17 protein-coding genes, 2 rRNA genes and 1 riboswitch (1 of these 20 only partly in view) are annotated in these 25,519 nt (G+C 70.4%); of the genes, 15 read left to right on the top strand and 4 right to left on the bottom strand.

Going from position 1 to position 25,519, the window contains the following annotated elements:
- The 13 genes from BLU95_RS07795 to BLU95_RS07735 all read left to right on the top strand — a co-directional run.
- Window positions 1-2,999 (top strand): 23S ribosomal RNA (locus BLU95_RS07795) (it extends 124 nt beyond the left edge of the window).
- Window positions 3,000-3,085: 86 nt separating this feature from the next.
- Window positions 3,086-3,202 (top strand): 5S ribosomal RNA (gene rrf, locus BLU95_RS07790).
- 97 nt (window positions 3,203-3,299) lie between these two features.
- Window positions 3,300-3,920 carry a cardiolipin synthase ClsA gene (gene clsA, locus BLU95_RS07785; RefSeq protein ID WP_093859348.1) on the top strand — a complete coding sequence of 207 codons (621 nt, stop codon included), beginning with the start codon at window positions 3,300-3,302 and terminating at the stop codon, window positions 3,918-3,920.
- Between the two features lie 124 nt (window positions 3,921-4,044).
- Window positions 4,045-6,540 carry a mannose-1-phosphate guanyltransferase gene (locus BLU95_RS07780; protein WP_093859347.1) on the top strand — a complete coding sequence of 832 codons (2,496 nt, stop codon included), beginning with the start codon at window positions 4,045-4,047 and terminating at the stop codon, window positions 6,538-6,540.
- 141 nt (window positions 6,541-6,681) lie between these two features.
- Complete coding sequence (locus BLU95_RS07775) at window positions 6,682-7,836, top strand: DUF881 domain-containing protein (protein ID WP_353653545.1); 1,155 nt, start codon at window positions 6,682-6,684, stop codon at window positions 7,834-7,836.
- Window positions 7,833-8,165 (top strand): small basic family protein, encoded by a 333-nt coding sequence (locus tag BLU95_RS07770; protein ID WP_030062488.1) that lies wholly within the window; start codon window positions 7,833-7,835, stop codon window positions 8,163-8,165. Before BLU95_RS07775 ends, BLU95_RS07770 begins: the two co-directional genes overlap by 4 nt.
- Before the next feature lie 475 nt (window positions 8,166-8,640).
- Window positions 8,641-9,555, top strand: a complete 915-nt coding sequence (locus tag BLU95_RS07765; RefSeq protein WP_231978386.1) for a DUF881 domain-containing protein — start codon at window positions 8,641-8,643, stop codon at window positions 9,553-9,555.
- A gap of 448 nt (window positions 9,556-10,003) precedes the next feature.
- The gene (locus BLU95_RS45490; protein ID WP_030303564.1) at window positions 10,004-10,546 is read left to right on the top strand and encodes a double zinc ribbon and FHA domain-containing protein; all 543 of its coding nucleotides are present in this window, start codon (window positions 10,004-10,006) and stop codon (window positions 10,544-10,546) included.
- Window positions 10,547-10,725: 179 nt separating this feature from the next.
- Window positions 10,726-11,418 (top strand): transcriptional regulator FtsR, encoded by a 693-nt coding sequence (gene ftsR, locus BLU95_RS07755; protein WP_173862234.1) that lies wholly within the window; start codon window positions 10,726-10,728, stop codon window positions 11,416-11,418.
- A 123-nt stretch (window positions 11,419-11,541) separates the two neighbouring features.
- Window positions 11,542-12,018 (top strand): bifunctional nuclease family protein, encoded by a 477-nt coding sequence (locus BLU95_RS07750; protein ID WP_030303568.1) that lies wholly within the window; start codon window positions 11,542-11,544, stop codon window positions 12,016-12,018.
- A gap of 328 nt (window positions 12,019-12,346) precedes the next feature.
- Window positions 12,347-13,009 carry a MerR family transcriptional regulator gene (locus BLU95_RS07745; protein WP_093859342.1) on the top strand — a complete coding sequence of 221 codons (663 nt, stop codon included), beginning with the start codon at window positions 12,347-12,349 and terminating at the stop codon, window positions 13,007-13,009.
- 281 nt (window positions 13,010-13,290) lie between these two features.
- Window positions 13,291-14,082, top strand: a complete 792-nt coding sequence (locus BLU95_RS07740; protein ID WP_502689813.1) for a SanA/YdcF family protein — start codon at window positions 13,291-13,293, stop codon at window positions 14,080-14,082.
- Window positions 14,083-14,136: 54 nt separating this feature from the next.
- The gene (locus tag BLU95_RS07735) at window positions 14,137-15,585 is read left to right on the top strand and encodes a DNA polymerase IV (protein WP_093859340.1); all 1,449 of its coding nucleotides are present in this window, start codon (window positions 14,137-14,139) and stop codon (window positions 15,583-15,585) included.
- Window positions 15,586-15,744: 159 nt separating this feature from the next.
- Here the strand turns inward: BLU95_RS07735 and BLU95_RS07730 are convergent, their stop codons facing one another.
- Entirely contained in the window at window positions 15,745-17,235 is a 1,491-nt protein-coding gene (locus BLU95_RS07730) for an MFS transporter (protein WP_093859339.1), read from the bottom strand.
- Between the two features lie 143 nt (window positions 17,236-17,378).
- Window positions 17,379-18,695, bottom strand: coding sequence for a DUF2382 domain-containing protein (locus BLU95_RS41350; RefSeq protein WP_107452494.1), 1,317 nt, complete (start codon window positions 18,693-18,695; stop codon window positions 17,379-17,381).
- Window positions 18,696-18,858: 163 nt separating this feature from the next.
- A riboswitch (glycine riboswitch) is annotated at window positions 18,859-18,962 on the top strand.
- 240 nt (window positions 18,963-19,202) lie between these two features.
- Between BLU95_RS41350 and gcvP the strand changes: the two genes are divergently transcribed.
- A complete protein-coding gene (gene gcvP / locus BLU95_RS07720; protein WP_093859338.1) occupies window positions 19,203-22,103 on the top strand; it encodes an aminomethyl-transferring glycine dehydrogenase in 2,901 nt (966 codons plus the stop codon).
- 213 nt (window positions 22,104-22,316) lie between these two features.
- Here gcvP and BLU95_RS07715 read toward each other — a convergent pair whose 3' ends face one another.
- Together BLU95_RS07715 and BLU95_RS07710 are read right to left on the bottom strand one after the other, a co-directional pair.
- Window positions 22,317-22,508, bottom strand: coding sequence for a DUF5999 family protein (locus BLU95_RS07715; protein ID WP_093859337.1), 192 nt, complete (start codon window positions 22,506-22,508; stop codon window positions 22,317-22,319).
- Window positions 22,509-22,879: 371 nt separating this feature from the next.
- Window positions 22,880-23,500, bottom strand: a complete 621-nt coding sequence (locus BLU95_RS07710) for a hypothetical protein (RefSeq protein WP_093859336.1) — start codon at window positions 23,498-23,500, stop codon at window positions 22,880-22,882.
- A gap of 362 nt (window positions 23,501-23,862) precedes the next feature.
- Between BLU95_RS07710 and BLU95_RS07705 the strand changes: the two genes are divergently transcribed.
- Window positions 23,863-25,368 carry a glutamate-cysteine ligase family protein gene (locus BLU95_RS07705; protein ID WP_093859335.1) on the top strand — a complete coding sequence of 502 codons (1,506 nt, stop codon included), beginning with the start codon at window positions 23,863-23,865 and terminating at the stop codon, window positions 25,366-25,368.
- Window positions 25,369-25,519: the final 151 nt, after the last annotated feature.

Raw genomic sequence — 25,519 nt, 5'->3', positions numbered from 1 at the left:
AAACCCGGCAGTCGTCATGGGCTGTCACCCATACCTGAACACATAGGGTATGTGGAGGGAACGCGGGGAAGTGAAACATCTCAGTACCCGCAGGAAGAGAAAACAACCGTGATTCCGGGAGTAGTGGCGAGCGAAACCGGATGAGGCTAAACCGTGATGGTGTGAGACCCGGCAGGGGTTGCCGTCACGGGGTCGTGGGATTTTTCTTGACCGGTCTGCCGGCCGGTCGGCGAGTCAGAAACCGTATGGATAGTCGAAGGACATGCGAAAGGTCCGGCGTAGAGGGTAAGACCCCCGTAGGCGAAATCTGTACGGCTCGTTTGAGAAACTCCCAAGTAGCACGGGGCCCGAGAAATCCCGTGTGAATCTGGCGGGACCACCCGCTAAGCCTAAATATTCCCTGGTGACCGATAGCGGATAGTACCGTGAGGGAATGGTGAAAAGTACCGCGGGAGCGGAGTGAAATAGTACCTGAAACCGTGTGCCTACAAGCCGTGGGAGCGTCGGACATGCAGCTTGCTGTGTGTCTCGTGACTGCGTGCCTTTTGAAGAATGAGCCTGCGAGTTTGCGGTGTGTAGCGAGGTTAACCCGTGTGGGGTAGCCGTAGCGAAAGCGAGTCCGAACAGGGCGTCTGAGTTGCATGCCCAAGACCCGAAGCGGAGTGATCTAGCCATGGGCAGGTTGAAGCGGAGGTAAGACTTCGTGGAGGACCGAACCCACCAGGGTTGAAAACCTGGGGGATGACCTGTGGTTAGGGGTGAAAGGCCAATCAAACTCCGTGATAGCTGGTTCTCCCCGAAATGCATTTAGGTGCAGCGTCACGTGTTTCTTGCCGGAGGTAGAGCACTGGATAGGCGATGGGCCTCACCGGGTTACTGACCTTAGCCAAACTCCGAATGCCGGTAAGTGAGAGCGTGGCAGTGAGACTGTGGGGGATAAGCTCCATGGTCGAGAGGGAAACAGCCCAGAACACCGACTAAGGTCCCTAAGCGTGTGCTAAGTGGGAAAGGATGTGGAGTCGCAGAGACAACCAGGAGGTTGGCTTAGAAGCAGCCACCCTTGAAAGAGTGCGTAATAGCTCACTGGTCAAGTGATTCCGCGCCGACAATGTAGCGGGGCTCAAGCACATCACCGAAGTCGTGTCATTGCAGCATATAGGGCCAACGCCTGCTGTGATGGGTAGGGGAGCGTCGTGTGCCGGGTGAAGCGGCGGTGGAAACCAGTCGTGGACGGTATACGAGTGAGAATGCAGGCATGAGTAGCGATACAAGAGTGGGAAACTCTTGCGCCGATTGACCAAGGGTTCCTGGGTCAAGCTGATCTGCCCAGGGTAAGTCGGGACCTAAGGCGAGGCCGACAGGCGTAGTCGATGGACAACGGGTTGATATTCCCGTACCCGCTTTGAAGCGCCAACGCTGAACCAGGTGATGCTAAAGCCGTGAAGCCGGCCCGGAGTCTTCGGACAATGGGACGTGGTGGAGCCGCTGAACCAAGTCTGTACTAGGTGAGCGATGGGGTGACGCAGGAAGGTAGTCCAGCCCGGGCGGTGGTTGTCCCGGGGTAAGGGTGTAGGCCGAGTGATAGGCAAATCCGTCACTCATTGAGGCTGAGACCTGATGCCGAGCCGATTGTGGTGAAGTGGATGATCCTATGCTGTCGAGAAAAGCCTCTAGCGAGTTTCATGGCGGCCCGTACCCCAAACCGACTCAGGTGGTCAGGTAGAGAATACCGAGGCGTTCGGGTGAACTATGGTTAAGGAACTCGGCAAAATGCCCCCGTAACTTCGGGAGAAGGGGGGCCATTCCTGGTGACGGCACTTGCTGCCAGAGCTGGGGGTGGCCGCAGAGACCAGCGAGAAGCGACTGTTTACTAAAAACACAGGTCCGTGCGAAGCTGTAAGGCGATGTATACGGACTGACGCCTGCCCGGTGCTGGAACGTTAAGGGGACCGGTTAGCTCTGATTCGTCGGGGCGAAGCTGAGAACTTAAGCGCCAGTAAACGGCGGTGGTAACTATAACCATCCTAAGGTAGCGAAATTCCTTGTCGGGTAAGTTCCGACCTGCACGAATGGCGTAACGACTTCTCGACTGTCTCAACCATAGGCCCGGTGAAATTGCATTACGAGTAAAGATGCTCGTTTCGCGCAGCAGGACGGAAAGACCCCGGGACCTTTACTATAGCTTGATATTGGTGTTCGGTTCGGCTTGTGTAGGATAGGTGGGAGACTTTGAAGCCGTGACGCCAGTCATGGTGGAGTCGTCGTTGAAATACCACTCTGGTCGTGCTGGATGTCTAACCTGGGTCCGTGATCCGGATCAGGGACAGTGTCTGGTGGGTAGTTTAACTGGGGCGGTTGCCTCCTAAAGAGTAACGGAGGCGCCCAAAGGTTCCCTCAGCCTGGTTGGCAATCAGGTGTTGAGTGTAAGTGCACAAGGGAGCTTGACTGTGAGACTGACGGGTCGAGCAGGGACGAAAGTCGGGACTAGTGATCCGGCGGTGGCTTGTGGAAGCGCCGTCGCTCAACGGATAAAAGGTACCCCGGGGATAACAGGCTGATCTTCCCCAAGAGTCCATATCGACGGGATGGTTTGGCACCTCGATGTCGGCTCGTCGCATCCTGGGGCTGGAGTAGGTCCCAAGGGTTGGGCTGTTCGCCCATTAAAGCGGTACGCGAGCTGGGTTTAGAACGTCGTGAGACAGTTCGGTCCCTATCCGCTGTGCGCGTAGGAGTGTTGAGAAGGGCTGTCCCTAGTACGAGAGGACCGGGACGGACGAACCTCTGGTGTGCCAGTTGTCCTGCCAAGGGCATGGCTGGTTGGCTACGTTCGGGAGGGATAACCGCTGAAAGCATCTAAGCGGGAAGCCTGCTTCGAGATGAGCACTCCCACCTCCTTGAGAGGGTAAGGCTCCCAGTAGACGACTGGGTTGATAGGCCGGATATGGAAGCCCTGTGAGGGGTGGAGTTGACCGGTACTAATAGGCCGAGGGCTTGTCCTCAGTTGCTCGCGTCCACTGTGTTGTTCTGAAACAACGACCCCCGGTTCCTGGCCAGGAACCGGGTGCGGTCGACAGTTTCATAGTGTTTCGGTGGTCATAGCGTGAGGGAAACGCCCGGTTACATTCCGAACCCGGAAGCTAAGCCTCACAGCGCCGATGGTACTGCAGGGGGGACCCTGTGGGAGAGTAGGACGCCGCCGAACAAATTTTCTGGAAGAGCCCCCGCCGGGTAATCGGTCGGGGGCTTTTCTGTTGTAAGGTCGACGTGAAAAGTTGCCATACGTGACAGGAGGCCCCCGGGTGGAGGTCCAGGAGACGCGGGTCCAGACCGATCGCGTCCTCACCATCCCCAACCTGCTGAGCATGGGCCGGCTGGTCGGTGTTCCGCTGTTCCTCTGGCTGATCCTCTGGCCGGTGTTCGACGGTCCGAACAACGACGGGTGGGCGTTGCTGATCCTGATGCTCAGTGGCATCAGTGATTACCTGGACGGGAAACTCGCGCGCAGGTGGGGGCAGATCAGCCGGGTGGGGCAGTTGCTCGACCCGCTGGCGGACCGGCTCTATGTGCTTTCCACCCTGGTCGGCCTGACCTGGCGTGAGATCCTGCCGTGGTGGCTGACGGCGATCCTGCTGGCGCGCGAGGTGTTTATCGCGGCGCTGCTGCCGATTCTCAACCGGCACGGCTACGGGCCGCTGCAGGTGAGTTTCCTGGGCAAGGCCGCGACATTCAATCTGATGTACGCGTTTCCGCTTCTGCTGCTCGGCGCCGGGGACAGTTGGATCGCCCGGCCGGCCGAGATCGTGAGCTGGGCGTTCATCTGGTGGGGTGCCACGCTGTACTGGTGGGCCGCCATTCTTTACGCGGTCCAGGTGCGACAGATCGTCCGCGGCCGCGCGGCCTCCTCGCCGTCCACGGTCTGAGACGTGATCTGAGAGAAGTCCCACGTCGCCACGGTGCGTCGGACGATACCTTCCGGGTAGACCTCCTCTGGAACGGTTTGATGGACCCGAACGGTCCACCACCGCGAAGGAGGACGCACCCGTAATGAAAGCCGTTGTTATGGCAGGGGGCGAAGGCACTCGACTTCGCCCGATGACCTCCAGCATGCCGAAGCCCCTGCTCCCGGTCGCCAATATGCCGATCATGGAGCACGTGCTTCGACTGCTGAAGCGGCACGGTCTCTCCGACACCGTCGTGACCGTCCAGTTCCTGGCCTCACTGGTGAAGAACTACTTCGGTGACGGCGAAGAGCTGGGCATGCATCTCACCTATGCGAACGAGGAGACCCCACTCGGCACTGCGGGGAGTGTCAAGAACGCCGAGGACGCCCTCAAGGACGACTCCTTTCTGGTGATCTCCGGCGACGCTTTGACCGACTTCAATCTCTCGGAATTGATCGAGTTCCACCGCAGCAAGAACGCATTGGTCACCGTCTGTCTCACCAGGGTGCCGAACCCCCTGGAGTTCGGTATCACGATCACCGACGACGAGGGCCGGGTCGAACGCTTCCTGGAGAAACCGACCTGGGGGCAGGTCTTCTCGGACACGGTGAACACCGGTATCTACGTGATGGAGCCCGAGGTCTTCGACTACGTCGCGGCCGGCGAGTCGGTGGACTGGTCGAGCGATGTCTTCCCCCAGTTGCTCAAGGAGGGCAAGCGGGTCTACGGCTATGTTGCCGAGGGCTACTGGGAGGACGTGGGCACCCACGAGAGCTACGGCAAGGCCCAGGCGGACGTCCTGGACGGCAAGGTCGAGGTCGAGCTCGACGGCTTCGAGATCTCGCCGGGTGTCTGGGTGGCCGAAGGGGCCGAGGTGGACCCGGAGGCGATTCTCCGTGGCCCGCTGTACATCGGCGACTACGCCAAGGTCGAGGCGGGCGTCGAGATCCGCGAGCACACCGTGCTCGGCAGCAACGTCGTGGTCAAACGCGGTGCCTTCCTCCACAAGGCGGTCGTGCACGACAACGTCTACATCGGGCCGCAGAGCAATCTGCGGGGCTGCGTGGTCGGCAAGAACACCGATGTGATGCGGGCCGCGCGGATCGAGGACGGCGCGGTGATCGGGGACGAGTGCCTGGTCGGCGAGGAGTCGATCATCGCGGCCAACGTCCGGGTCTACCCGTTCAAGACCATCGAGGCCGGCGCGGTCGTCAACACCTCGGTGATCTGGGAGTCCCGGGGGCAGGAGCACCTGTTCGGGGTGCGCGGTGTCTCCGGCATTCTCAATGTCGAGATCACCCCGGAGCTGGCCGTCCGGCTGGCCGGGGCGTACGCGACGACCTTGAAGAAGGGCGCGACCGTCACCATCGCGCGTGACCACTCGCGCGGTGCGCGGGCTCTCAAGCGGGCGATGATCTCGGCGTTGCAGACCAGCGCGATCGACGTCCGCGACCTGGAGAACGTGCCGATGCCGGTGGCCCGGCAGCACACCGCGCGGGGCAGTGCCGGCGGGATCTTCCTGCGCACCACCCCCGGGGTGCCGGACTCGCTGGACATCCTGTTCTTCGACGAGCGCGGCGCCGATCTCTCCCAGGCCGGACAGCGCAAGCTCGACCGGGTCTACGCACGCCAGGAGTACCGGCGCGCGTTCCCGGGGGAGATCGGTGACCTGACCTTCCCGTCGAGCGTCTTCGACGGCTACGCGGGCAACCTGCTGCGGGCCGTGGACACCACGGGCGTGCGGGAGGCCGGTCTGAAGGTGGTCGTCGACACCGCGCACGGCAGCGCGGGACTCGTTCTGCCGAGCATCCTCGGCCGGCTCGGGGTGGAGGCGCTGACGGTCTCCGGCGGGCTGGACGAGGCACGGCCGACCGAGGACGCCGAGGAGCGGCGGGCCGGACTGGCCCGGCTCGGCGAGCTGGTCGCCTCCTCGCGCGCCGCCTTCGGCGTGCGGTTCGACCCGGTGGGCGAGCGGGTGGCCTTCGTGGACGAGCTCGGCCGGGTGATCGACGACGACCGGGCGCTGCTGGTCCTGCTGGACCTGGTGGCGGCCGAGCGGCGGAGCGGGCAGGTCGCGCTCCCGGTGACCACGACCCGGATCGCCGAGCAGGTCGCGGCCTACCACGGCACGCAGGTCATCTGGACCACGACGACACCGGACGATCTGGCCAAGGCGGCCGCCGCAGAGGGCACGGTGTTCGGCGGCGACGGCCGCGGCGGCTTCGTGGTGCCGGAGTTCAGCGGAGTGCTGGACGGGGCGGCGGCCTTCGTCCGGCTGGTCGGTCTGGTGGCCAGGACCCAGCTCACCCTGAGCCAGATCGACGCGCGGATCCCGCAGGCGCACATCCGTCGCAGGGACATCGCGACGCCGTGGGCGGCGAAGGGCATGGTGATGCGCTCGGTGGTCGAGGCGGCCGGTAGCCGGCAACTGGACACCACGGACGGCGTACGGGTCGTCGAGGCGGACGGGCGGTGGACGCTGGTGCTGCCCGATCCGGCCGAGGCGGTGACCCATCTGTGGGCGGAGGGGCCGGACGACGCGGCGACCGAGGCCCTGCTCGACGAGTGGGCGGCGGTGGTCGACAGCGCCGGGCGGTGAGCCCGCGGCGGGGCGGAGCGGCGGTCGCCGCTCCGCCCCGCTGTCCGTTTCGGGCGGTTGGTCGCGTTCTGGCGTATTTGAAATAGTTGCAGGTCAGGGGGCGTGCGCAGGGCCCTCGCGCGACATGGGACGATGGTCGGCATGTCAGCGACGCCGGGGCAGGGTGCCAGCAGTGGACGGTACAACCGTCCGGATGCCTCGATGTCCCTGCTGACCAATGTGATGGACCACAGCCTCGACGAGGGGTACGCCGAGGCGGCCGCCGCGCGGGGCGGGGCCGGGCCGTACCGGATACCGGGGACGGTGCGCGGGCTGATCACCCTGGGCGCCGGGCTGGCGCTGGTCGGCGCGGTCATCACGGTCGGGGCGGTGAACGCGCACAAGGCGGAACCCACGCTGGCCAAGGAGCGGGACGCCCTGATCCACCGGATCAACGACGCCAACGGTTCGGCGGACCGTCTTCAGCAGCAGGTCCAGGACCTGCGCCGGAAGGTCGACACCACACAGCGGCAGGCGCTCGCCCCGGGTGAGGGCGACCCGGCGGCCCTGGCCGGCGCGGTCGGTCTGGCCGAGGTCACCGGCCCCGGGGTGAAGCTGGTACTGGAGGACGCGGCCGGGACGGGCGCCGGCGGGAACGTCGACCCGCGTGCCGGGCAGGGCTTCTCCAACAGCGGGCGGTTGCGCGACCGTGACCTCCAGCTGGTGGTGAACGGGCTCTGGTCCTCGGGTGCGGAGGCGGTCTCCATCAACGGGCAGCGGCTCACCGCGCTCTCGGCGATCCGCGCGGCCGGCGAAGCCGTTCTGGTGGACAACCGGCCGCTGGTGCCGCCCTACACGGTGCAGGCGCTGGGGGACGGGCCGCGGCTGCTGGGCGCCTTCGAGAGTGCCATGGCCGGCCAGTACCTGCGGCTGCTGCAGGAGAAGTACGGCATCAAGTCGACCCTGTCGGCGCAGAAGAGCCTGACACTGCCCGCGGCCGTCGGGGTGAGCCTGCGGACCGCGCAGCCCGCGGTGCCCGAGGCGTCGCCGAGCGGCTCTCCGGCGGCCGGTGCGAGCGGCTCGCCGTCCGGTGGCCCGTCGCCGTCGCCGTCCGCTCCGGCCTCTTCCGGCTCGTCCGCCGGGGCGTCGCCCTCGGCGAAGCCGAGCGGGTCGACCCCCGCCAAGCGCTCACCGAGTTCGCCGGCCAGAACCACCACCTCGCCTCCCTCGGCGTCCTCCCCGCCCGCCAAGGGCTCCCGCCCGTCCACCACGACCACCGGGTCGTCCTCCGCAGCGACTGGAGCAGCTACACCGTGATTGCCGTACTGGGTCTCGTGATCGGCGTCGTCGTCGGACTCTTCGTCCAGCCCGAGGTGCCCGACGCCGTGGTGCCCTATCTGCCGATCGCGGTGGTGGCGGCGCTGGACGCGGTGTTCGGCGGCGTCCGGGCGATGCTGGACGGCATCTTCAACGACAAGGTGTTCATCGTGTCGTTCCTGTCCAACGTGGTGGTGGCGGCGCTGATCGTCTTCCTCGGTGACCAGCTGGGGGTCGGCTCGCAGCTGTCCACCGGCGTGGTCGTCGTCCTCGGCATCCGCATCTTCTCCAACGCGGCCGCGATCAGGCGCCATGTCTTCCGTGCCTGAGCCGGGCCGCGGGCGCGCGGCGGCGGAGGAGGAAGTGGACGGATCGGTGGGAGAAGTCGTGCGGGACGAGAAGCAGGGGGAAAGGTCCTCGGACGGGACGGCGACCGCCGGGGTCGAGGACGGGGCGGTGGCGGAGAGCACCGGGGAGCGAGAGGGGCCGGCGCCCGTTCGTCCGGCCGGGCGGGTCGAGCGGACCCCCGGGGTCGTGGCCGAGGCCGGGCCGGAGCCGGACCCGGAGCGCGTTCACGAGCGTGTCCCGGAGCCCGAGCGGGTGCCCGGGCCCGTGACGCGGCCGGTCCCCGGGGCCGCGGTCGTGCGCGCCCCCGGCGTGACGCCCGTGCCCGGACACGCACCGGTGGCACCGTCCGAGGCGAAGCCGACTCCCGTGCCCGTGCGTGCGCCCGAACCCGCGCCTGAGCCCGTGTCGAGGCCCGAGCCCGCGCCGGAGCCGAGGCTCGAGCGGAAGCCCGAGCCCGTGCCGGAGCTCCGGCCGGTGCTCGCGCCGGAGCATTCGCCGCTGCCCGCGCCCGCGCCCGAGCCCGCTCCGAAGCCCGCGCCCGAGCCCGAGGAGGAGTCCGGGGCCGAGGAGGAGCCCGGGTTCGAGGAGGATCCGGAGGAGGTCGAGCCCGCGCCGATGTCGGTCTCCGCGCAGGCCGTGGACCGCCACGCCGGACGCCGGCGGCTCAAGGCGGCGCTGTGGCCGCCGAGGATGTCGCGCGGTCAGCTGGTGGTGGCCGTGCTGCTGTTCGCGCTCGGCCTGGGGCTCGCGATCCAGGTCCGCTCGACCAACGACCACCACAGCCAGCTGCGCGGCGCGCGCCAGGAGGACCTGGTTCGCATCCTCGACGAACTGGACAGCCGTCAGCAGCGTCTCCAGCAGGAGAAGGCGGAGTTGGAGCAGTCCCTGGCCAAGTTGGAGAACAGCTCCAACCAGGCCAAGGAGGCCCAGGAGCAGACCAGGAAGAAGGTGACGGAACTCGGCGTGCTCGCCGGGACCGTCAAGGCCACAGGTCCGGGCATCGTACTGACGGTCGATGATCCCCAAGGGCAGGTGAAGGCAGATATGCTGCTGGACACCCTGCAGGAACTACGAGCGGCGGGGGCGGAGGCGATTCAGATCAACGATGTGCGCGTGGTGGTCAACACCTACTTCACGGACGTGTCCGGCGGCGGTGTGCAGATCGACGGCAAGAAGGTCTCGGCTCCCTACCGCTTCACCGTCGTGGGGAATCCGCAGGACCTGACCCCCGCGCTGAACATCCCGGGGGGTGTCGTCCGTACTCTGGAGAGCCACCAGGCGCGTGCGACGATCTCCCAGCAGCAGAAGGTGGTCGTCGACGCACTCGTCGACTTGAAGACGCCGCAGTACGCCAAGCCGGCTCCGAAGTGACCAGCACACTCGGAGTGCCACTCCCGCCGGCCCGATCCACGACCGGGCCCGCAGTCTGTCCGAGGTTCTCACCCTGCCCCACGGGCGGGTCTGTCACACGCAAGGGGATTCGCCCGTGAGTTTCTTCTCGAAGTTGTTCGGTCGTAACAAGGGCCGCGACGCGGCCGCGGAGGCGCCGACCGCGCTGCACCGCAACTACGACGAGCCCGGTGTGCCGGGCATGCGCTCGGCCCCGGAGGGTGCGGAGTACGCCGAGCGCCCCATGTACCGGGACGGTGCCGGGGCCCAGTACACGGGGAATCAGGCGGGCTACGGCGCGTCGGTTGACCCCTCCGGCGCGCCGCGCATAGGTTTCCCGTCAGCACCCTCAACCTCTGGTGGAGGGTTTGCTCCGGACCCGTACGCCGGGCACAACCCGTCGGGTGTGCCGCGCCAGGAGGCTGTGAACATGGCTGGCCCGACTCCGTGCCCCAGGTGCGGCAACCAGAACCCGGCCTCGGCCCGGTTCTGTTCCAACTGCGGTACGGCGCTGCGGGGTGGGCTGCTGCCCGAGGGATCGGCCGAGACCACCTCGACCATCTCGATCTCCGGCCTGGAGTCGTACGACCCCAACACCACGACCGGGACCGGCACGCCGGCGCTCTCGGCCGAGGTGCTGGCGGCGATCGACGCGCTGCCGCCGGGCTCGGCCCTGCTGATCGTCCAGCGCGGCCCGAACTCCGGCAGCCGCTTCCTGCTGGACTCGGACAAGACCACGGCCGGCCGCCACCCGCAGGGCGACATCTTCCTCGACGACGTCACGGTCTCCCGCAAGCACGTGGAGTTCCGCCGGACGCCGGGCGGCGGTTTCACCGTCGCCGACGTCGGCAGCCTCAACGGCACCTACGTCAACCGGGAGCGGATCGACGAGGTCGCCCTGAACAACGGTGACGAGGTCCAGATCGGGAAGTACCGGCTGGTCTTCTTCGCCAGCCACAACCGGGGGTACTGAAACCAACGTCGGCAGGAGCCCGAGTGAGTACGAACACCCCTTCCTCTCCTCTCGGGGCGGCCACCCCCGCGTCGTCCGGTCCCAGGCCGGACCAGGGCGCGCGGGGCGTGGTCGCGGCCCCCAGGCAGCCGGTCCGTCCGGACCGGCCCGCCGGGCGGCGGCGCGGCGGCGACGAGCTGCTGAGCATCGGCGCGGTGCTGGCCTTCCTGCGTGACGACTTCCCCGAGGTCACCATCTCGAAGATCCGCTTCCTGGAGGCGGAGGGACTGGTCGAGCCGCAGCGCACACCCTCGGGGTACCGCAAGTTCAGCCCGGCCGACGTCGAGCGGCTGGCCTACGTGCTGCGGATGCAGCGCGACCACTACCTCCCGCTGCGGGTGATCCGCGAGCACCTCGACGCGATCGAGCGCGGCGAGGCCCCGCCCGCGCTGCCCGCCGCCGACACCCGGCCGGGCCCGCTGGAGGAGGCCGACCGCGAGCTGACCGCCGGGGCCGAGGCCGCCACCGGGGTACGGCTGGGCCGGGCCGAACTGCTGGCGGCCGCCGAGGCCGGCGAGACCGCGCTGGCCGAGTGGGAGGCCTACGGTCTGGTCGCCCCGGGGCCGGACGGCGGGTACGACGGCGAGGCGCTGCAGGTCGCCAGACTGGTCGCGGAGCTCGGCCGGTACGGACTGGAGCCCCGGCACCTGCGGGCCATGAAGGCCGCCGCGGACCGGGAGATCGCGCTGGTCGAGCAGGTCGTGGCCCCGCTGCGGCGGCACCGGAACCCGCAGACCAGGGCGCATGCCGAGACCACCGCCCGGGAGCTGGCGACACTCTCCGTACGGCTGCACGCGGCCATGGTGCAGGCGGGTCTGCGGGCCCGTCCGTAGGGCGCCGGGCCCCGGCCCGCGAGGGTCGCGCCGGGACCGTGCGCACCGCCCTCGCCGGGGCCCTGACCAGCACCGTCGGCGCTGCGCTTTCATATCCGGGGCGGGAGCCATAGGGTTGCGTGTGTGAATGAGCTCGACGTCGTGGGTGTCCGGGTGGAGATGCCTTCCAACCAGCCGATCGTGCTGCTCCGCGAGGTCGGGGGCGATCGGTACCTGCCCATCTGGATCGGCCCGGGCGAGGCGACCGCGATCGCCTTCGCCCAGCAGGGCATGACGCCGGTGCGCCCGCTGACGCACGACCTCTTCAAGGACGTCCTGGAGGCCCTCGGCCAGCAGCTCACCGAGGTCCGGATCACCGACCTCCGTGAGGGCGTCTTCTACGCCGAGCTGGTCTTCGCCGGTGGGGTGGAGGTGAGCGCCCGGCCGTCCGACGCGATAGCGCTGGCGCTGCGCACCGGGACGCCGATCTACGGGAGCGAGGAGGTGCTCGCCGAGGCGGGCATCGCGATCCCGGACGAGCAGGAGGACGAGGTCGAGAAGTTCCGCGAGTTCCTGGACCAGGTCTCGCCGGAGGACTTCGGCGGCAGCGGCCCGCAGTAGTCGTCCCGCCGCCCGGTGCCGGTCCCGGGGTGGGCCCGGGGCGGCTCGCCGACTGCCCGGGGGCTGATCGTGGTTGCTCGGTGGTGATGGCCCGGGCGGTGCCCGCGGCCGGACTTCGGGCCGGCGGGCGACGGCCGTTTTGCCAAAAAACGCGCACCTACCCACACTGGGGGCACGAAAAACCACCCTCCTGAGTGATGTGGTCTGTTCGGCCCGGCGTGGCGATCGTTGACGGGCCATAGGGGACTGCCTACCGTCAGGAGGGGCTGCCCGGGTGTCCGACGCCCGCGGCCCGGTTTGCCCGCAGCACGAGTGGACGGAGGTAGGCATGACCGGCACTGGCGACGAAGTGGCCACGGGAGGCCTGTGCACCGTGCACCTGCCGCGCACCGCCCGCACCGTGACCGAACTGCCCCGGACGGAGCTGCCGCGGGTGGGCCGGTTCCCGGCCGTGCAGCCCGGCCAGCCCGCGATCGAGCGGCTCTCGCCGACCTCCGAGCTGATCGGCTACCGCGGCCCGACCGCCTGCGCGGCGGCCGGCATCACCTACCGGCAGCTGGACTACTGGGCCCGCACCGGGCTGCTGGAGCCGAGCGTGCGCTCGGTGTACCCCGCGAGCAGCCAGCGGCTCTACAGCTTCCGCGACATCCTGCTGCTGAAGATCGTCAAGCGGCTGCTGGACGCCGGGGTCTCGCTGCAGAACATCCGGGTGGCGGTCGCCCATCTGCAGGCCGTCGCCGAGGTCGCGGACCTGGCCGGGACGACCCTGATGTGCGACGGCGCGACGGTGTACGAGTGCACGACGCCGCAGCAGGTGGTCGACCTGATGAAGGGGGGCCAGGGGGTCTTCGGCATCGCGGTCGGCGCGGTCTGGCGGGAGCTGGAGCTCACCCTGGACCGGCTGCACGCCGAGCGGACCGACACCGGCGAGACGGTGGTCGGCCACGATCCGGCGGACGAGCTGGCGCAGCGGCGCAACCGCGCGGTCTAGGGGTTGTCTGACAATTCCCGCCGCGCGCGCGACGCCGGGCATCCCGGCTGGACGCACCGCCGAATCGTCCAAGTACGTCCAGTACGAGGACGCTTCGGCGGCACGCCCAGCCGGGCGCCCAACGCCGCGCGCTGATGCGACGCGAATTGTCAGACAACCCCTTGGGCCGACTTCTCCCTCGCGCGACGCGGGGACTCCGGAACGACGCCGTGGGCCCGGACGGGGAACCGTCCGGGCCCACGGCGTCGTCGTGCCCGGTGAGCCGAGACGAGGGAGGGCACGTGCGGTTGGGTTCCGGCATCCCCGGGCTGGTGCTGCGAAGGGCGGCGGGGTTCGGCCGGCGGCTGCGCCGGCGACCGGCCCAGCGGCGGCTGTTCCAGCTGGTGACGCTCGGCTGCTCACTGGCGCTCGCGCCGAGCGCCTGGCTCTGGATCTCGGCCGGCGACCGGGTGGGGACGGTGGCGAGCGCGCCCTCGGCGCCGGTGGCGGTGGTGTTCGGCGCCGGGCTGTTCGACGGGAAGCCCTCGCCGTACCTGGCGCACCGTCTGGACGCGGCGGTGGAGCTGTACGAGCGGCAGAAGGTGCGGGCGATCCTGGTGACCGGCGACAACGGCCGGACCAGCTACGACGAGACCGACGCGATGCGCCGGTACCTGGTCGAGCACGGGGTGCCGGAGGTGCGGGTGGTCGGCGACTACGCGGGCTTCGACACCTGGGACTCCTGCACCCGGGCGCACCGGATCTTCGGGGTGGACCGGGCGGTGCTGGTGAGTCAGGACTTCCACGTCCGCCGGGCGCTGGCGCTCTGCGAGGCGGCGGGGATCGACTCGTACGCGGTGGGTGTGCCGGAGGTCAAGGACCTCACCTGGCTGTACGGCGGCTTCCGGGAGGTCCCGGGGGCCGGGAAGGCGCTGCTGAACGCCTGGCTGCGGCCGGACCCGCTGTTCCTGGGGCCGCGCGAGCCGGGCATACCGGAGGCGCTGGCGGACGCGGGCGCGGCCGGCCCGGGCGGTGGCGCCGGAGACGGCACGGCCGGTGGTGGCGACGGCCAGGTCGGCGCAGGGGTGCGCTGACCTCCGGCGGCCGGGTTCGGACACGTTGTCGGACCCTTGCGGCATGATCGGCGGGTGCGGTCACTGCCGAGCATCATCCACCTCGACATGGACGCCTTCTTCGCGGCGGTGGAGCAGGCGGCCAAGCCGAGCCTGCGCGGCAAGCCGGTGATCGTGGGCGGGCTCGGCGGGCGCGGGGTGGTGTCGACGGCGTCCTACGAGGCGCGGAAGTTCGGGGTCCACTCGGCCATGCCGATGGCGCAGGCGCGCCGGCTCTGTCCGAACGCGGCCTTCCTGGCCGGCCGTTTCGAGGCCTACCGGCGGGCCAGCGGGCTGGTGATGGGGCTGCTGCGGGAGCTGTCGCCGCTGGTGCAGCCGCTCAGCCTGGACGAGGCCTTCGTCGACCTCGAGGCCGGTCCGTACGGTCCCGTGCTGGCCGAGGCGGAGCACGGGACGGGGGAGCGGCTGCTGCTGGCCCTGGCCGAGGACCTGCGTGCGGACATCGTGGAGCGGACCGGGCTGACCGCCTCGGTCGGGGTGGCCGGCTCCAAGCTGATGGCCAAGATCGCCTCCGAGCAGGCCAAGCCGGACGGCCTGGTGCTGATCGAGCCGGGGCAGGAGCGCGCGGTGCTCGGGCCGATGCCGGTACGGGCGCTGCCCGGGATCGGACCGGCCACCGAGCAGGTGCTGCGCCGGGCGGGGCTGAACACGGTCGCCGAGCTCGCCGAGGCGGGCGAGGCGGAGCTGGTGCAGTTGCTGGGCAAGGCGCACGGCGTCGGTGTCCACGCCATGGCCATAGGGCTGGACGACCGGCCGGTGGTGGCGGACCAGGACGCCAAGTCGGTGTCGGTGGAGGACACCTTCGAGGTCGACCTGGCCGACCGGGACCGGGTGCTGCGCGAGGTGGAGGCACTGGCGCTGCGCTGTGTGCGGAGACTGCGCGGGGCCGGGCGCTCGGGGCGGACGGTGGTGCTGAAGGTACGGCGGTTCGACTTCTCGACGCTGACCCGTTCGGAGACGCTGCGGGGGCCGACGGACGACGAGGCGGTGGTCGTCGAGACGGCGCGACGGCTGGCCTCCCAGGTGGACATCACCGGCGGGGTGCGGCTGCTGGGTGTCGGGGTGGCGCAGCTGGCCGACTACACCCAGGAGGACCTGTTCGCGCAGGCCGTCCGGGAGGAGGCGGCGGCCGAGGCCGAGGCCGGAGCCGGGGCGGTCGTGGAGGAGGAGCCGGAGCCGGCCGAGGAGCAGGCGGTGCCGGTGCGCCGCTGGCTGCCCGGGCAGGACGTGCGGCACGCCGAGCACGGGCCGGGGTGGGTGCAGGGCAGCGGGGTGGGGCGGGTGACGGTCCGGTTCGAGACGCCGTGGAGCGGGCCGGGCCGGGTGCGGACCTTCCGGATCGACGATCCGGCGCTGGAGCCGGCCCGGCCGCTGCCGCTGCGCCCGGGGTGGCCCGGGGCCGGGGACGGGGACGGGGACGAAGCGGGGGCGGAGGGTGCCGGGGGCGGTCCGGAGCAGGGCTGACCGGTTCCTCCGCCGGCTGCGGGAACGAAGCGGCCCCACCCGGCGGGGGAGCCGGGTGGGGCCGCTTCGTTCCCGGGCCGTGGACGGTCGCGATGCCCTCGGCGACCGTTCTGGTCCGGTCCCCGCGCCCTGTCCCTGGGCGCGGGGCGGGACGCCTCGTCAGGCGTCGGTCTTGACCGGCTCGCGGCCGGAGGTGAGGTCCGCCGTCGTGTTGCCGGAGGCCACCGCGGTGGTCGGCCGGACGGTGCGGATCAGGAACGGGACGGCGCCGGCCACGATGCAGACCACGGCGGCGGTCCAGAACGCGTGCTTGTACGCGTCCAGGGTGGGCAGCGCGATCGGGATCGGCAGCTTCATGGTGTCGCCGGTGAGGATGGCGGCCATGACGGCGGTGCCGATCGCGCCGCCGACGGTGCGCAGCACGGCGTTCATGCCGTTGGCGATGCCGCTCTGCTCGACCGGGACGGCGCCGTTGATGTAGGCGGGCATCGCCGAGAAGGCGAGGCCGATGCCGAGGCCGAAGATGGCCGAGGCGAGGTAGATGTCGGCCTCGTGGCTGTGCCGCACGGCCAGGTAGGCCATCGCGACGGCGCCGAGGACGCCACCGAGGACCAGCGGCAGGCGCGGGCCGCGGCGGGCGATCAGCACGGCGCCGATCGGGGCGGCGACCATCGAGCCGAGGGCGGAGGGCAGCAGCATCACACCGGCGTGCAGCACGGTGGCGGTGAAGCCGTAGTGGGCGAACTTCTCCGGGGTCTGGGCGAAGTTGCTGATCACCATGAACGAGCCGTACATGCCGAAGCCGATGAGCAGGCCGGCCAGGTTGGTGAAGGCGACGGCCGGGCGGGACATCATCTTCATGTCGACCAGCGGGTGCTTGACCTTGACCTCGATGACGCCCCAGATCAGCGCGACCACGGCGGCGACGGCGAACAGGCCGAGGGTCTTGGTGGAGGTCCAGCCCCAGTGGTTGCCCTGGCTGACGGCGACCAGGAGGGCGGAGAGCCAGCCGGCCAGGGTGATGGCGCCGAGCGGGTCGGCACCGCCCTCCTTGTCGGTGACCGGGTCGCTGGGCACCCGGAAGGCGACCAGGGCGATCGCGAGCAGGCCGAAGGCCAGGCCCATCCAGAAGATCGACTTGTAGCTCCAGTGCTCCAGCAGCAGGCCGGTGGCGACCAGGCCGAGGCCGCTGCCGACGCCCATCGAGGCGCTGATGGCGGCGACGCCGCCGGTCACCTTCTGCTTGGGCAGCTCGTCGCGGACGATGCTGATGGCCAGCGGGAGCACGCCACCGCCGGCGCCCTGGAGCACGCGGGCGACGACCAGCCAGGTGAAGGAGTGGGTCGAGACGGCGAGTGCGGAGCCCGCGACCAGGCCGGCGAGCGAGATCAGCAGCATCGGCTTGCGGCCGCGCAGGTCGCCGAAGCGGCCGAGCAGCGGGGTGAGCACGGCGGCGGACAGCAGGTTGGCCGTCATCAGCCAGGTGATGCTGGAGCCGGAGACGCTCAGTTCCTTGGCGAGCGAGGGCAGGATCGGAACGACCGCGGTCTGCACCACGCTGAACGACAGCATCGCCAGGATGAGGGCCGGCAGGACCCGGGCGCTGCTCTGCTTCTCGGTCGTGGTGGTGGGCTGTGGTGCCTCACTCACGGTTGCTTCCTCTCGTACATAGTGAATGAACTGAAGTAACCATGCAGGGAGATACTTCAGTGTGTCAAATATTCATTGGTTAAGCCTTGGCAAAAAGGAAAGACCCCGGCCATGATCGGCCGGGGTCCTGCCGTTCCGCGGGGTCAGGCGAGCGGCCGCAGCGGGGCCGGGCGGGCCTGGTCCTCGACCGCCGGGTGGGCGGCCTGACGGGCCGGCGCGTGGGCGGCCGACGGCACCGGGGTCGAAGCCGCCGCCGTGTTGTCGTGGACCTCGACGTGCTCGCGGCGCAGCTCGTCCCGGACCACCTCCTCGGCGGTGTACCGCTCGACCACCAGACGGACCCGCTCGATCGGTGCCAGGTACTTGCGGACCACCGGGCGCTCCTCGCGGAGGGTCACCTCCTCCACCGCCTCGGCGATCTCCTTCTCGCTGAGCGCGGCCCGCTCCGCGTCCCCGACCGGGATCCGCTCGACCCGGACCCGTTCGCGGACCACCGCGACCCGCCGTTCCACCGGCTCGCTGGTGACGTACTTGCGCAGCTTCGCGGTGCCCAGCACATGCCACTCGGTGGTGATGTCCAGGCGCTCCTCGCGGCAGGTGATCTCCACCGGGCCGCTCGGGGAGGAGGCGGCGGGGCCGGTCCCGGGGTGCGCGGTGTCCGCGGCGGGGCCGGCCGGGGCGACCGACGGGGCCGCCGGGGTGTGCGGGCGCGGCTCGGCGGCCTGGTGGGGCGCGGCGGGTGTCGTGGTGGTGGGCAGGGGCGTGGCGAGGGTCCGCACGGGGGCCTCCGGGGCGGGGTCGGACGGCTTGCCGAGGTCGGCGGCCGGGCTCGGGACGGGAGTGGGGGACTGGTGGAGGCCGAGCGGCTTGGCCGGATGCGCGGTGCCCGTGCCGTTGGTCGCGCCGATGCCGTTGGTGGTGCCGTTGGTGGTGCCGTTGGTGGTGCCCGTGGCGTTGGCGGCGGCCGCGCCCACCGCGGCCGTGCCGGCTGCCGTGCCCCGGTCGGCGGTGGTGCCGAAGTCGAGGTCGGCCGGTTCCGAGCCCGAGCCGTCACCCGCCGACGGCCGGCCGTCCACCGGGGTGTCCAGCCCGTAGTAGCGGTAGAGCTGAAGCTCCTGGGCGGGCGACAGGTGCTGGCCGACGCCGAAGTCCGGTGATTCCTTCACCAGGGACTTGTCGTACGGCACCCGCAGCTCCTCGCCGGAGAACTCGCTCGTGGTCAGGGGGACGAAGGCGTCCCGGCCGAAGATGCCGGTCCGCACGGCCGCCCACTCGGGTCGGCCGGTGGCGTCGTCGAGATACACCTCGTCGATGGTGCCGATCTTGTCCCCGTTGCGGTCGACCGCCTTGTGGCCGATGAGGTCCCGGGGGTCGATGTCGGTCTGCACTCTTTCCTCCAGTGCGGTGATCCTGCGGAACTCCCGCAGGACGACGGCCGGCCCGCCCGCCCGGTCCGCCACTTCACACCAAAAGCCATGAACCGGACCCCCGCGACCGGGGCGGGGCCGGACGGGCGCGGCGCTGGGCCGATCGGGGCAGGCCGGGCGATCGTGCCGCGGCGGCGGAGTGACCGGACGCACCCGTGATCGCCGGGCCTCCCGCTGGTACCCTGGGCGCGACCGCCGAGCCCGCGCGGGAGAGTCCCCGGCAGTGGAAGCCGCTGGTCGGGGCGCCGAAGGAGCAACTCCTCCCCGGAATCTCTCAGGCATCCGTACCGTGCGGGATAGGTCACTCTGGAAAGCAGGGCAGGAACGCGGGCGAGGGAGCCGGCGGACCCCACCCTCACCGACGGTGCAAGCCGGCGGGGCGTCCCACGGCGCTCCGCGCGGGCGAAGCTCTCAGGTCCCGATGACAGAGGGGGAGGCCTGTCGGGTTCGTCCGACCGGGTCCTCCGCTGTTGTCCGCAGCGGCGAGGCGCCCCGGCGTGCGCACCCCCGCCGGTCCGTGACCAGGAGGCCTCGACCACCATGAACGCCCAGCCGAACTCGGGACGCCCCACCACCCCCGCGACCCTCACCGAGCTCGAACAGGCCAGCCCCTTCGAGAACCGCCACATCGGCCCCGACGCCGCTGCGCAGGAGAAGATGCTGGCCCACGTCGGCTACGGCTCGCTGGACGAGCTGGCCACCGCCGCCGTCCCCGAGGCGATCCGCTCGATCACCGCGCTGGACCTGCCCGGCGGCCGCTCCGAGGCCCAGGTCCTGGCCGAGCTGCGCGAGCTGGCCGACCGCAACTCCGTCCTCCGGTCGATGATCGGTCTGGGCTACTACGGCACCTTCACCCCGCCGGTGATCCTCCGCAACGTGATGGAGAACCCGGCCTGGTACACCGCCTACACGCCCTACCAGCCGGAGATCTCGCAGGGCCGGCTGGAGGCGCTGCTCAACTTCCAGACCCTGGTCGCCGACCTGACCGGTCTGCCCACCTCCGGCTCCTCGCTGCTGGACGAGGGCACCGCGGCCGCCGAGGCGATGGCCCTGGCCCGCCGCGTCACCAAGGTCAAGGGCGGCGTCTTCCTGGTCGACGCCGACACGCTGCCGCAGACGGTCGCGGTGATCAACACCCGCGCCGTGCCGACCGGTGTCGAGGTCGTCGTCGCCGACCTGTCCGAGGGCATCCCGGCCGAGATCGCCGAGCGCGGCGTGTTCGGCGTGCTGCTCCAGTACCCGGGCGCGACCGGCGCGGTCCGCGACCTCGCCCCGGTGATCGAGCAGGCCCACGGTCTGGGCGCGATCGTCGCCGTCGCCGCCGACCTGCTCGCCCTCACCCTGCTGAAGTCCCCGGGCTCGCTCGGCGCCGACATCGCCTGCGGCACCTCGCAGCGCTTCGGCGTGCCGATGGGCTTCGGCGGCCCGCACGCCGGCTACCTCGCCGTGCGCGCCGACTACGCCCGCTCGCTGCCCGGCCGCCTGGTCGGCGTCTCCGTGGACACCCACGGCAACCGCGCCTACCGCCTGGCCCTGCAGACCCGCGAGCAGCACATCCGCCGCGAGAAGGCCACCAGCAACATCTGCACCGCCCAGGTGCTGCTCGCCGTGATGGCCTCGATGTACGCCGTCTACCACGGCCCCGACGGCCTGGCCGACATCGCCCGCCGCACCCACCGCTACGCCGCCGCGCTGGCCGAGGGCCTGCGGGCCGGCGGCGTCGAGCTGCTGCACGGCGAGTTCTTCGACACCGTCACCGCGGTCGTCCCGGGCCGCGCCGCCGGGATCGCCGCCGCCGCCCGCGCCAACGGCATCAACGTCTTCCAGGACGGCGAGGACCGGATCTCGGTCTCCACCGACGAGACCACCACCCGCGAGGACCTGGCGGGCGTCTGGGCCGCGTTCGGCGTCGAGGCCGTCGAGGTGGCGGAGGACGCCGACACCCTGCCGGCCGCGCTGCTGCGCGAGGACGAGTACCTGACCCACCCGGTCTTCCACAGTCACCGCTCCGAGACCGCCATGCTGCGCTACCTGCGCCGCCTGTCGGACCGGGACTACGCGCTGGACCGCGGCATGATCCCGCTGGGCTCCTGCACCATGAAGCTCAACGCGACCACCGAGATGGAGTCGGTGACCTGGCCGGAGTTCGGCCAGCTGCACCCCTTCGCGCCGGTCGACCAGGCCGCGGGCTTCCTCACCCTGATCCGCGGCCTGGAGCAGCAGCTGGTCGAGGTGACCGGCTACGACGCCGTCTCCATCCAGCCGAACGCCGGCTCCCAGGGCGAGCTCGCCGGTCTGCTGGCCGTCCGCGCCTACCACCACGGCAACGGCGACACCCAGCGCGACGTCTGCCTCATCCCGTCCTCCGCGCACGGAACCAACGCCGCCTCCGCGGTCATGGCCGGCATGCGGGTCGTCGTGGTCAAGACCCTGGTCGACGGTGACGTCGACGTCGAGGACCTGAAGGCCAAGATCGAGCAGCACCGCGACAACCTGTCGGTGCTGATGGTGACCTACCCGTCCACCCACGGCGTGTACGAGACCCAGATCACCGAGATCTGCGGCCTGGTGCACGAGGCCGGCGGCCAGGTCTACGTCGACGGCGCCAACCTCAACGCCCTGGTCGGCCTCGCCAAGCCGGGCAAGTTCGGCGCGGACGTCTCGCACCTGAACCTGCACAAGACCTTCTGCATCCCGCACGGCGGCGGCGGCCCGGGCGTCGGCCCGGTCGCGGTGCGCGCGCACCTCGCGCCGTACCTGCCGAACCACCCGCTGCAGGCGGAGGCCGGTCCGGCCACCGGTGTCGGTCCGATCTCGGCCGCCCCGTGGGGCTCGGCGGGCATCCTGCCGATCTCCTGGTCCTACGTCCGGCTGATGGGCGGCGAGGGCCTCAAGCGCGCCACCCAGGTCGCGGTGCTGAACGCCAACTACATCGCCAAGCGGCTGGCCCCGCACTTCCCGGTGCTCTACACCGGTCCCGGCGGCCTGGTCGCGCACGAGTGCATCATCGACCTGCGCCCGCTCTCCAAGGAGACCGGCGTGACGGTGGACGACATCGCCAAGCGCCTGATCGACTACGGCTTCCACGCGCCGACCATGTCGTTCCCGGTCGCCGGCACGCTGATGATCGAGCCGACCGAGTCCGAGGACCTGTACGAGATCGACCGGTTCTGCGACGCGATGATCGAGATCCGGGCCGAGATCGAGAAGGTCGGCTCGGGCGAGTGGGACGCCGACGACAACCCGCTGCGCAACGCCCCGCACACCGCCGCCACCCTGGCCGGCGACTGGGCGCACGGCTACTCGCGGCAGGAGGCGGTCTTCCCGGCCGGCGTGAACCCGGCGGACAAGTACTGGCCGCCGGTCGGCCGGATCGACGGCGCGTACGGCGACCGCAACCTGGTCTGCTCCTGCCCGCCGATGGACGAGTACGGCGTCTGATTCCGGCACGCCGTCCGGACCGGACGGGTCCGGACGGCGGACGGAACGGTACGTGACAGGGCCCCGGCGGTGCTTCCGCCGGGGCCCTGCCCTGTGGTGCTCCGTCATGCCCGGTGGTGCCCAGTGGTGCTCCGCCGCGCCCGCGACTGTGGCGCGCGCGGCCGGTGCTGCCGGGGTGCTGCCGGTGTGTCGCCCCCGGGGCGGCCGGGCGGCTCAGACCGCGCTGGCGACCGGACGGCGCGGGGCGATCACCCGGCCGTCGGGCAGCAGCTCGCCGGTGTCCTCGAAGAGCAGGACTCCGTTGCAGAGCAGGCTCCACCCCTGCTCGGGGTGGCAGGCCACCGTGAAGGCGGCCTCGCGGTCCTCGGACTCGGCCGACGGACACTCAGGACGGTGCTGGCACATACGCGTACCCTCGCTTCGCTCCGCGATCCTCCCCGTGATGCGGTGCCGCCGGATGGCCGTCGGGCGCCGCCGCGGTGGTCGGATCCTGTCCGGCGCCGGGCCAGGTGTGGACCGGCGCTCAAGTGGGTAGGACAGGAGGTCCTTCCACGCTGGTTCCCAGTGTCGGCATCCCGGGACCCGCGCGCAGCGATTTCGTGACACGCGCCACAACCCCCGCCCAGAGATCACCCGTTCAGGTGGTGAGCGGCCGAAATCGATGCCGGACGGGTCATGGGTCGGACGGTCCGTCCGGGCCATGCCGGATGACCCGATCGGGTGGGTCCGGGCGGACGACCCGATCGGGTGGGCCCGGACGGGCGGTCGGCGACGGGTCAGAGTGCTCCGGAGGCGAGCCGCGCCGGATCGGCGGGGGCGCCGAGGAGCACCGGGCGGGCGATCGGCGACCGGGCGAGCGGCCCCCGGGCCAGGACCGGCAGCAGTTCGGCGGCCGGGTGGGCACGGTGCGCGGTGACCCCCATCGGTGCCGGAGCCAGCGGGATCAGCAGATCGGTGCCGGGAGCGCCGTCCGGACTGTGCAGCCACAGCGCCGTCGCGTACTGGCCGGGGAAGGTCAGCAGCCTCGGCTGGCAGCGGGTCCGGGAGGACTGGGCGAGCTGCCACGCCTGGCGCAGCGCTCTGACGGTCGAGTCCAGATAGGGGCCGGCGGTGAAGTGCGAGAAGGTGTGGCCCTCGGCCCCCTGCACCACCTCGGCCGCTGCCGCGACCTCGGTGCCGTCCTTGATCAGGAAGCGCCATCCGGTCCGGCGGGCGGCGGCGAGTTCGGCCCGCGGTCCGTCCAGGACGTGGACGGCGAGCGGGTGCGCGGGGAGGAGCGGCCCGGTCGGACGGCGCAGCGCGGCGGCGGCGGGCTGGCGCAGCGCTGTCTCCGAGTCGAGCGCGGCGAGCACCGCGCGCAGGGCACTGGGCGGGGGCTGGGGGGTCTGCAGAGTCATGGCAAGGTCGCCTCTCCGTGCGAGATCGGCGTGCGAGTGCGGCATACCGGCATGGCGGGTGCGTCGGCGGTGACGGGACCTGGGCCTTGTCCGGTTGGGCAGGATCGCGGTGCCGGCGCGGCGGCCGTCCTCGGGTCTCGGGCGACGGCCGACCGCGCCGTGGCGCAGTGCGAATTCTACTCGAACAGGTGCGCAGGGTGACCTGTTTATCACAGGCGGTGGCGCCGGGCAAGTCGGCAGTTGAGCTGAAACGACGTCAGTTCCCTTGCATTGCAAGCCAATCGAAGCGTTCGGGTATCGATCTTCGGGGTGGGCATGATGCTTGCACGGTCGAGGGCCGGCCGGCTCAGGAGGTGGGGACCATGGGCGAGAAGGTCGTGGCGACTCGAGCGGAACTGTCGGACCGGCAGATGTACCGCCGCAAGCTCCAGTCCTGCCTGGAGGCGCTCGGCCGGATGCTCCGCGAGGACCGCTTCGACCGTCCGAAGGCCGTGATGGGACTGGAGATCGAGCTCAATCTGGCCGACGAGCAGGGCCTTCCGGTGCTGAACAACGCGCAGGTGCTCACCTCGATCGGCTCCGCCGACTTCCAGACCGAGCTCGGCCGCTTCAACATCGAGGTCAACATCGCGCCGCACCGGCTCGGCGGGCACGTCTTCGAGGAGCTGCGCGAGGAGATCGACACCGGCCTGCGCTACGCCGACCGGAGGGCCGGGGAGGCCGGTGCCCGGATCGTGATGGTCGGCATCCTGCCGACCCTGGAGCTCGACCACACCGGGCTCGACGCGATGTCCCACAACCAGCGGTACAGCCTGCTCAGCGACCAGATCCTGGCCGCCCGCGGCGAGGACATCACCCTGGACATCGAGGGCGTGGAGCGGCTCGAACTGGACTCGATCACGATGGTCGCCGAGGCTGCCGCGACCTCGCTCCAGCTCCACCTCCAGGTGACCCCGGAGCGGTTCTCCTCGGTGTGGAACGCGGCCCAGGCGATCTGCGGGCCGCAGCTCGCGCTGGGAGCCAACTCGCCGTTCCTGTTCGGCCGGGAGCTGTGGCGGGAGACCCGGCCGGTGCTGTTCCAGCAGGCCTGCGACACCCGATCGGCGGAGCTCAAGGCCCAGGGCGTGCGGCCGATCACCTGGTTCGGCGAACGCTGGGTGGACTCGGCCTACGACCTGTTCGAGGAGAACCTGCGGTACTTCCCGGCGCTGCTTCCGATCTGCGACGACGAGGACCCGGCGAAGGTGCTGGCCTCCGGCGGGGTGCCGCGACTGGCCGAGATGCGGCTGCACAACGGCACCATCTACCGGTGGAACCGGCCGGTGTACGACGTCAGCGGCGGAGTGCCGCACCTGCGGGTGGAGAACCGGGCGCTGCCGGCCGGGCCGACCGTGGCCGACACGCTCGCCAACGCCGCCTTCTACTACGGCGTGGTGCGGGTACTGGCCGAGCAGCCCCGGCCGATCTGGACCAGGCTTCCGTTCGAGCTGGCCGACGAGAACTTCCGGCAGGCGGCCCGGTACGGCATCGACGCGGTCTTCCAGTGGCCGCGGTCCGGCCGGGCCGGTCGCGGCGGCGGGTCGACCACCGTCTCCGCCGTCGACCTGGTGCTCAACGAGCTGCTGCCGATGGCCCACCAGGGGCTGGACGCGTGGGGTGTGGAGCCGGCCGACCGGGACCGTTACCTCGGCATCATCGAGCAGCGCTGTCTGCGCAGGACCAACGGCGCGGCCTGGCAGAGCGCGACCTTCCACCGGCTGCGCGAGCAGTACGGGACGGAACGGCCGTCCGCGCTCGCGGCGATGACCCGGCGGTACATGGAGCACATGCGCGGCGGCGAGCCGGTGCACACCTGGCCGGTCGGGTAGGGCCGGCCCGGATCGGCCTCGGCTCGGCCTCGGCCCGGCCCCGGCTCGGCCGGGATCGGCCCGGGTCTGCCCCCGGGCTGTCGCGGGGTGCTCGCCGGGGTCCGCGCGGCGGGCTGTGGAAGGATGACCGCTCCGGTCCGCCGCCGTCGCC

The sequence above is a fragment of the Streptomyces sp. TLI_053 genome (genome assembly GCF_900105395.1).
In the GTDB taxonomy this organism is placed as follows: domain Bacteria; phylum Actinomycetota; class Actinomycetes; order Streptomycetales; family Streptomycetaceae; genus Kitasatospora.
The sequence above is the reverse complement of the archived record's forward strand: the minus strand, read 5'-3'. Positions and strand labels throughout refer to the sequence as shown.

What these genes read in the sequence shown, in the direction of transcription:
- BLU95_RS07780 (WP_093859347.1), top strand. Translation starts at nt 4,045, where the DNA reads ATGAAAGCCGTTGTTATGGCAGGGGGCGAAGGCACTCGACTTCGCCCG.
- BLU95_RS07775 (WP_353653545.1), top strand. Translation starts at nt 6,682, where the DNA reads ATGTCAGCGACGCCGGGGCAGGGTGCCAGCAGTGGACGGTACAACCGT.
- BLU95_RS45490 (WP_030303564.1), top strand. Translation starts at nt 10,004, where the DNA reads ATGGCTGGCCCGACTCCGTGCCCCAGGTGCGGCAACCAGAACCCGGCC.
- BLU95_RS07745 (WP_093859342.1), top strand. Translation starts at nt 12,347, where the DNA reads ATGACCGGCACTGGCGACGAAGTGGCCACGGGAGGCCTGTGCACCGTG.
- gcvP (WP_093859338.1), top strand. Translation starts at nt 19,203, where the DNA reads ATGAACGCCCAGCCGAACTCGGGACGCCCCACCACCCCCGCGACCCTC.
- BLU95_RS07715 (WP_093859337.1), bottom strand. Translation starts at nt 22,508, where the DNA reads ATGTGCCAGCACCGTCCTGAGTGTCCGTCGGCCGAGTCCGAGGACCGC.
- BLU95_RS07710 (WP_093859336.1), bottom strand. Translation starts at nt 23,500, where the DNA reads ATGACTCTGCAGACCCCCCAGCCCCCGCCCAGTGCCCTGCGCGCGGTG.
- BLU95_RS07705 (WP_093859335.1), top strand. Translation starts at nt 23,863, where the DNA reads ATGGGCGAGAAGGTCGTGGCGACTCGAGCGGAACTGTCGGACCGGCAG.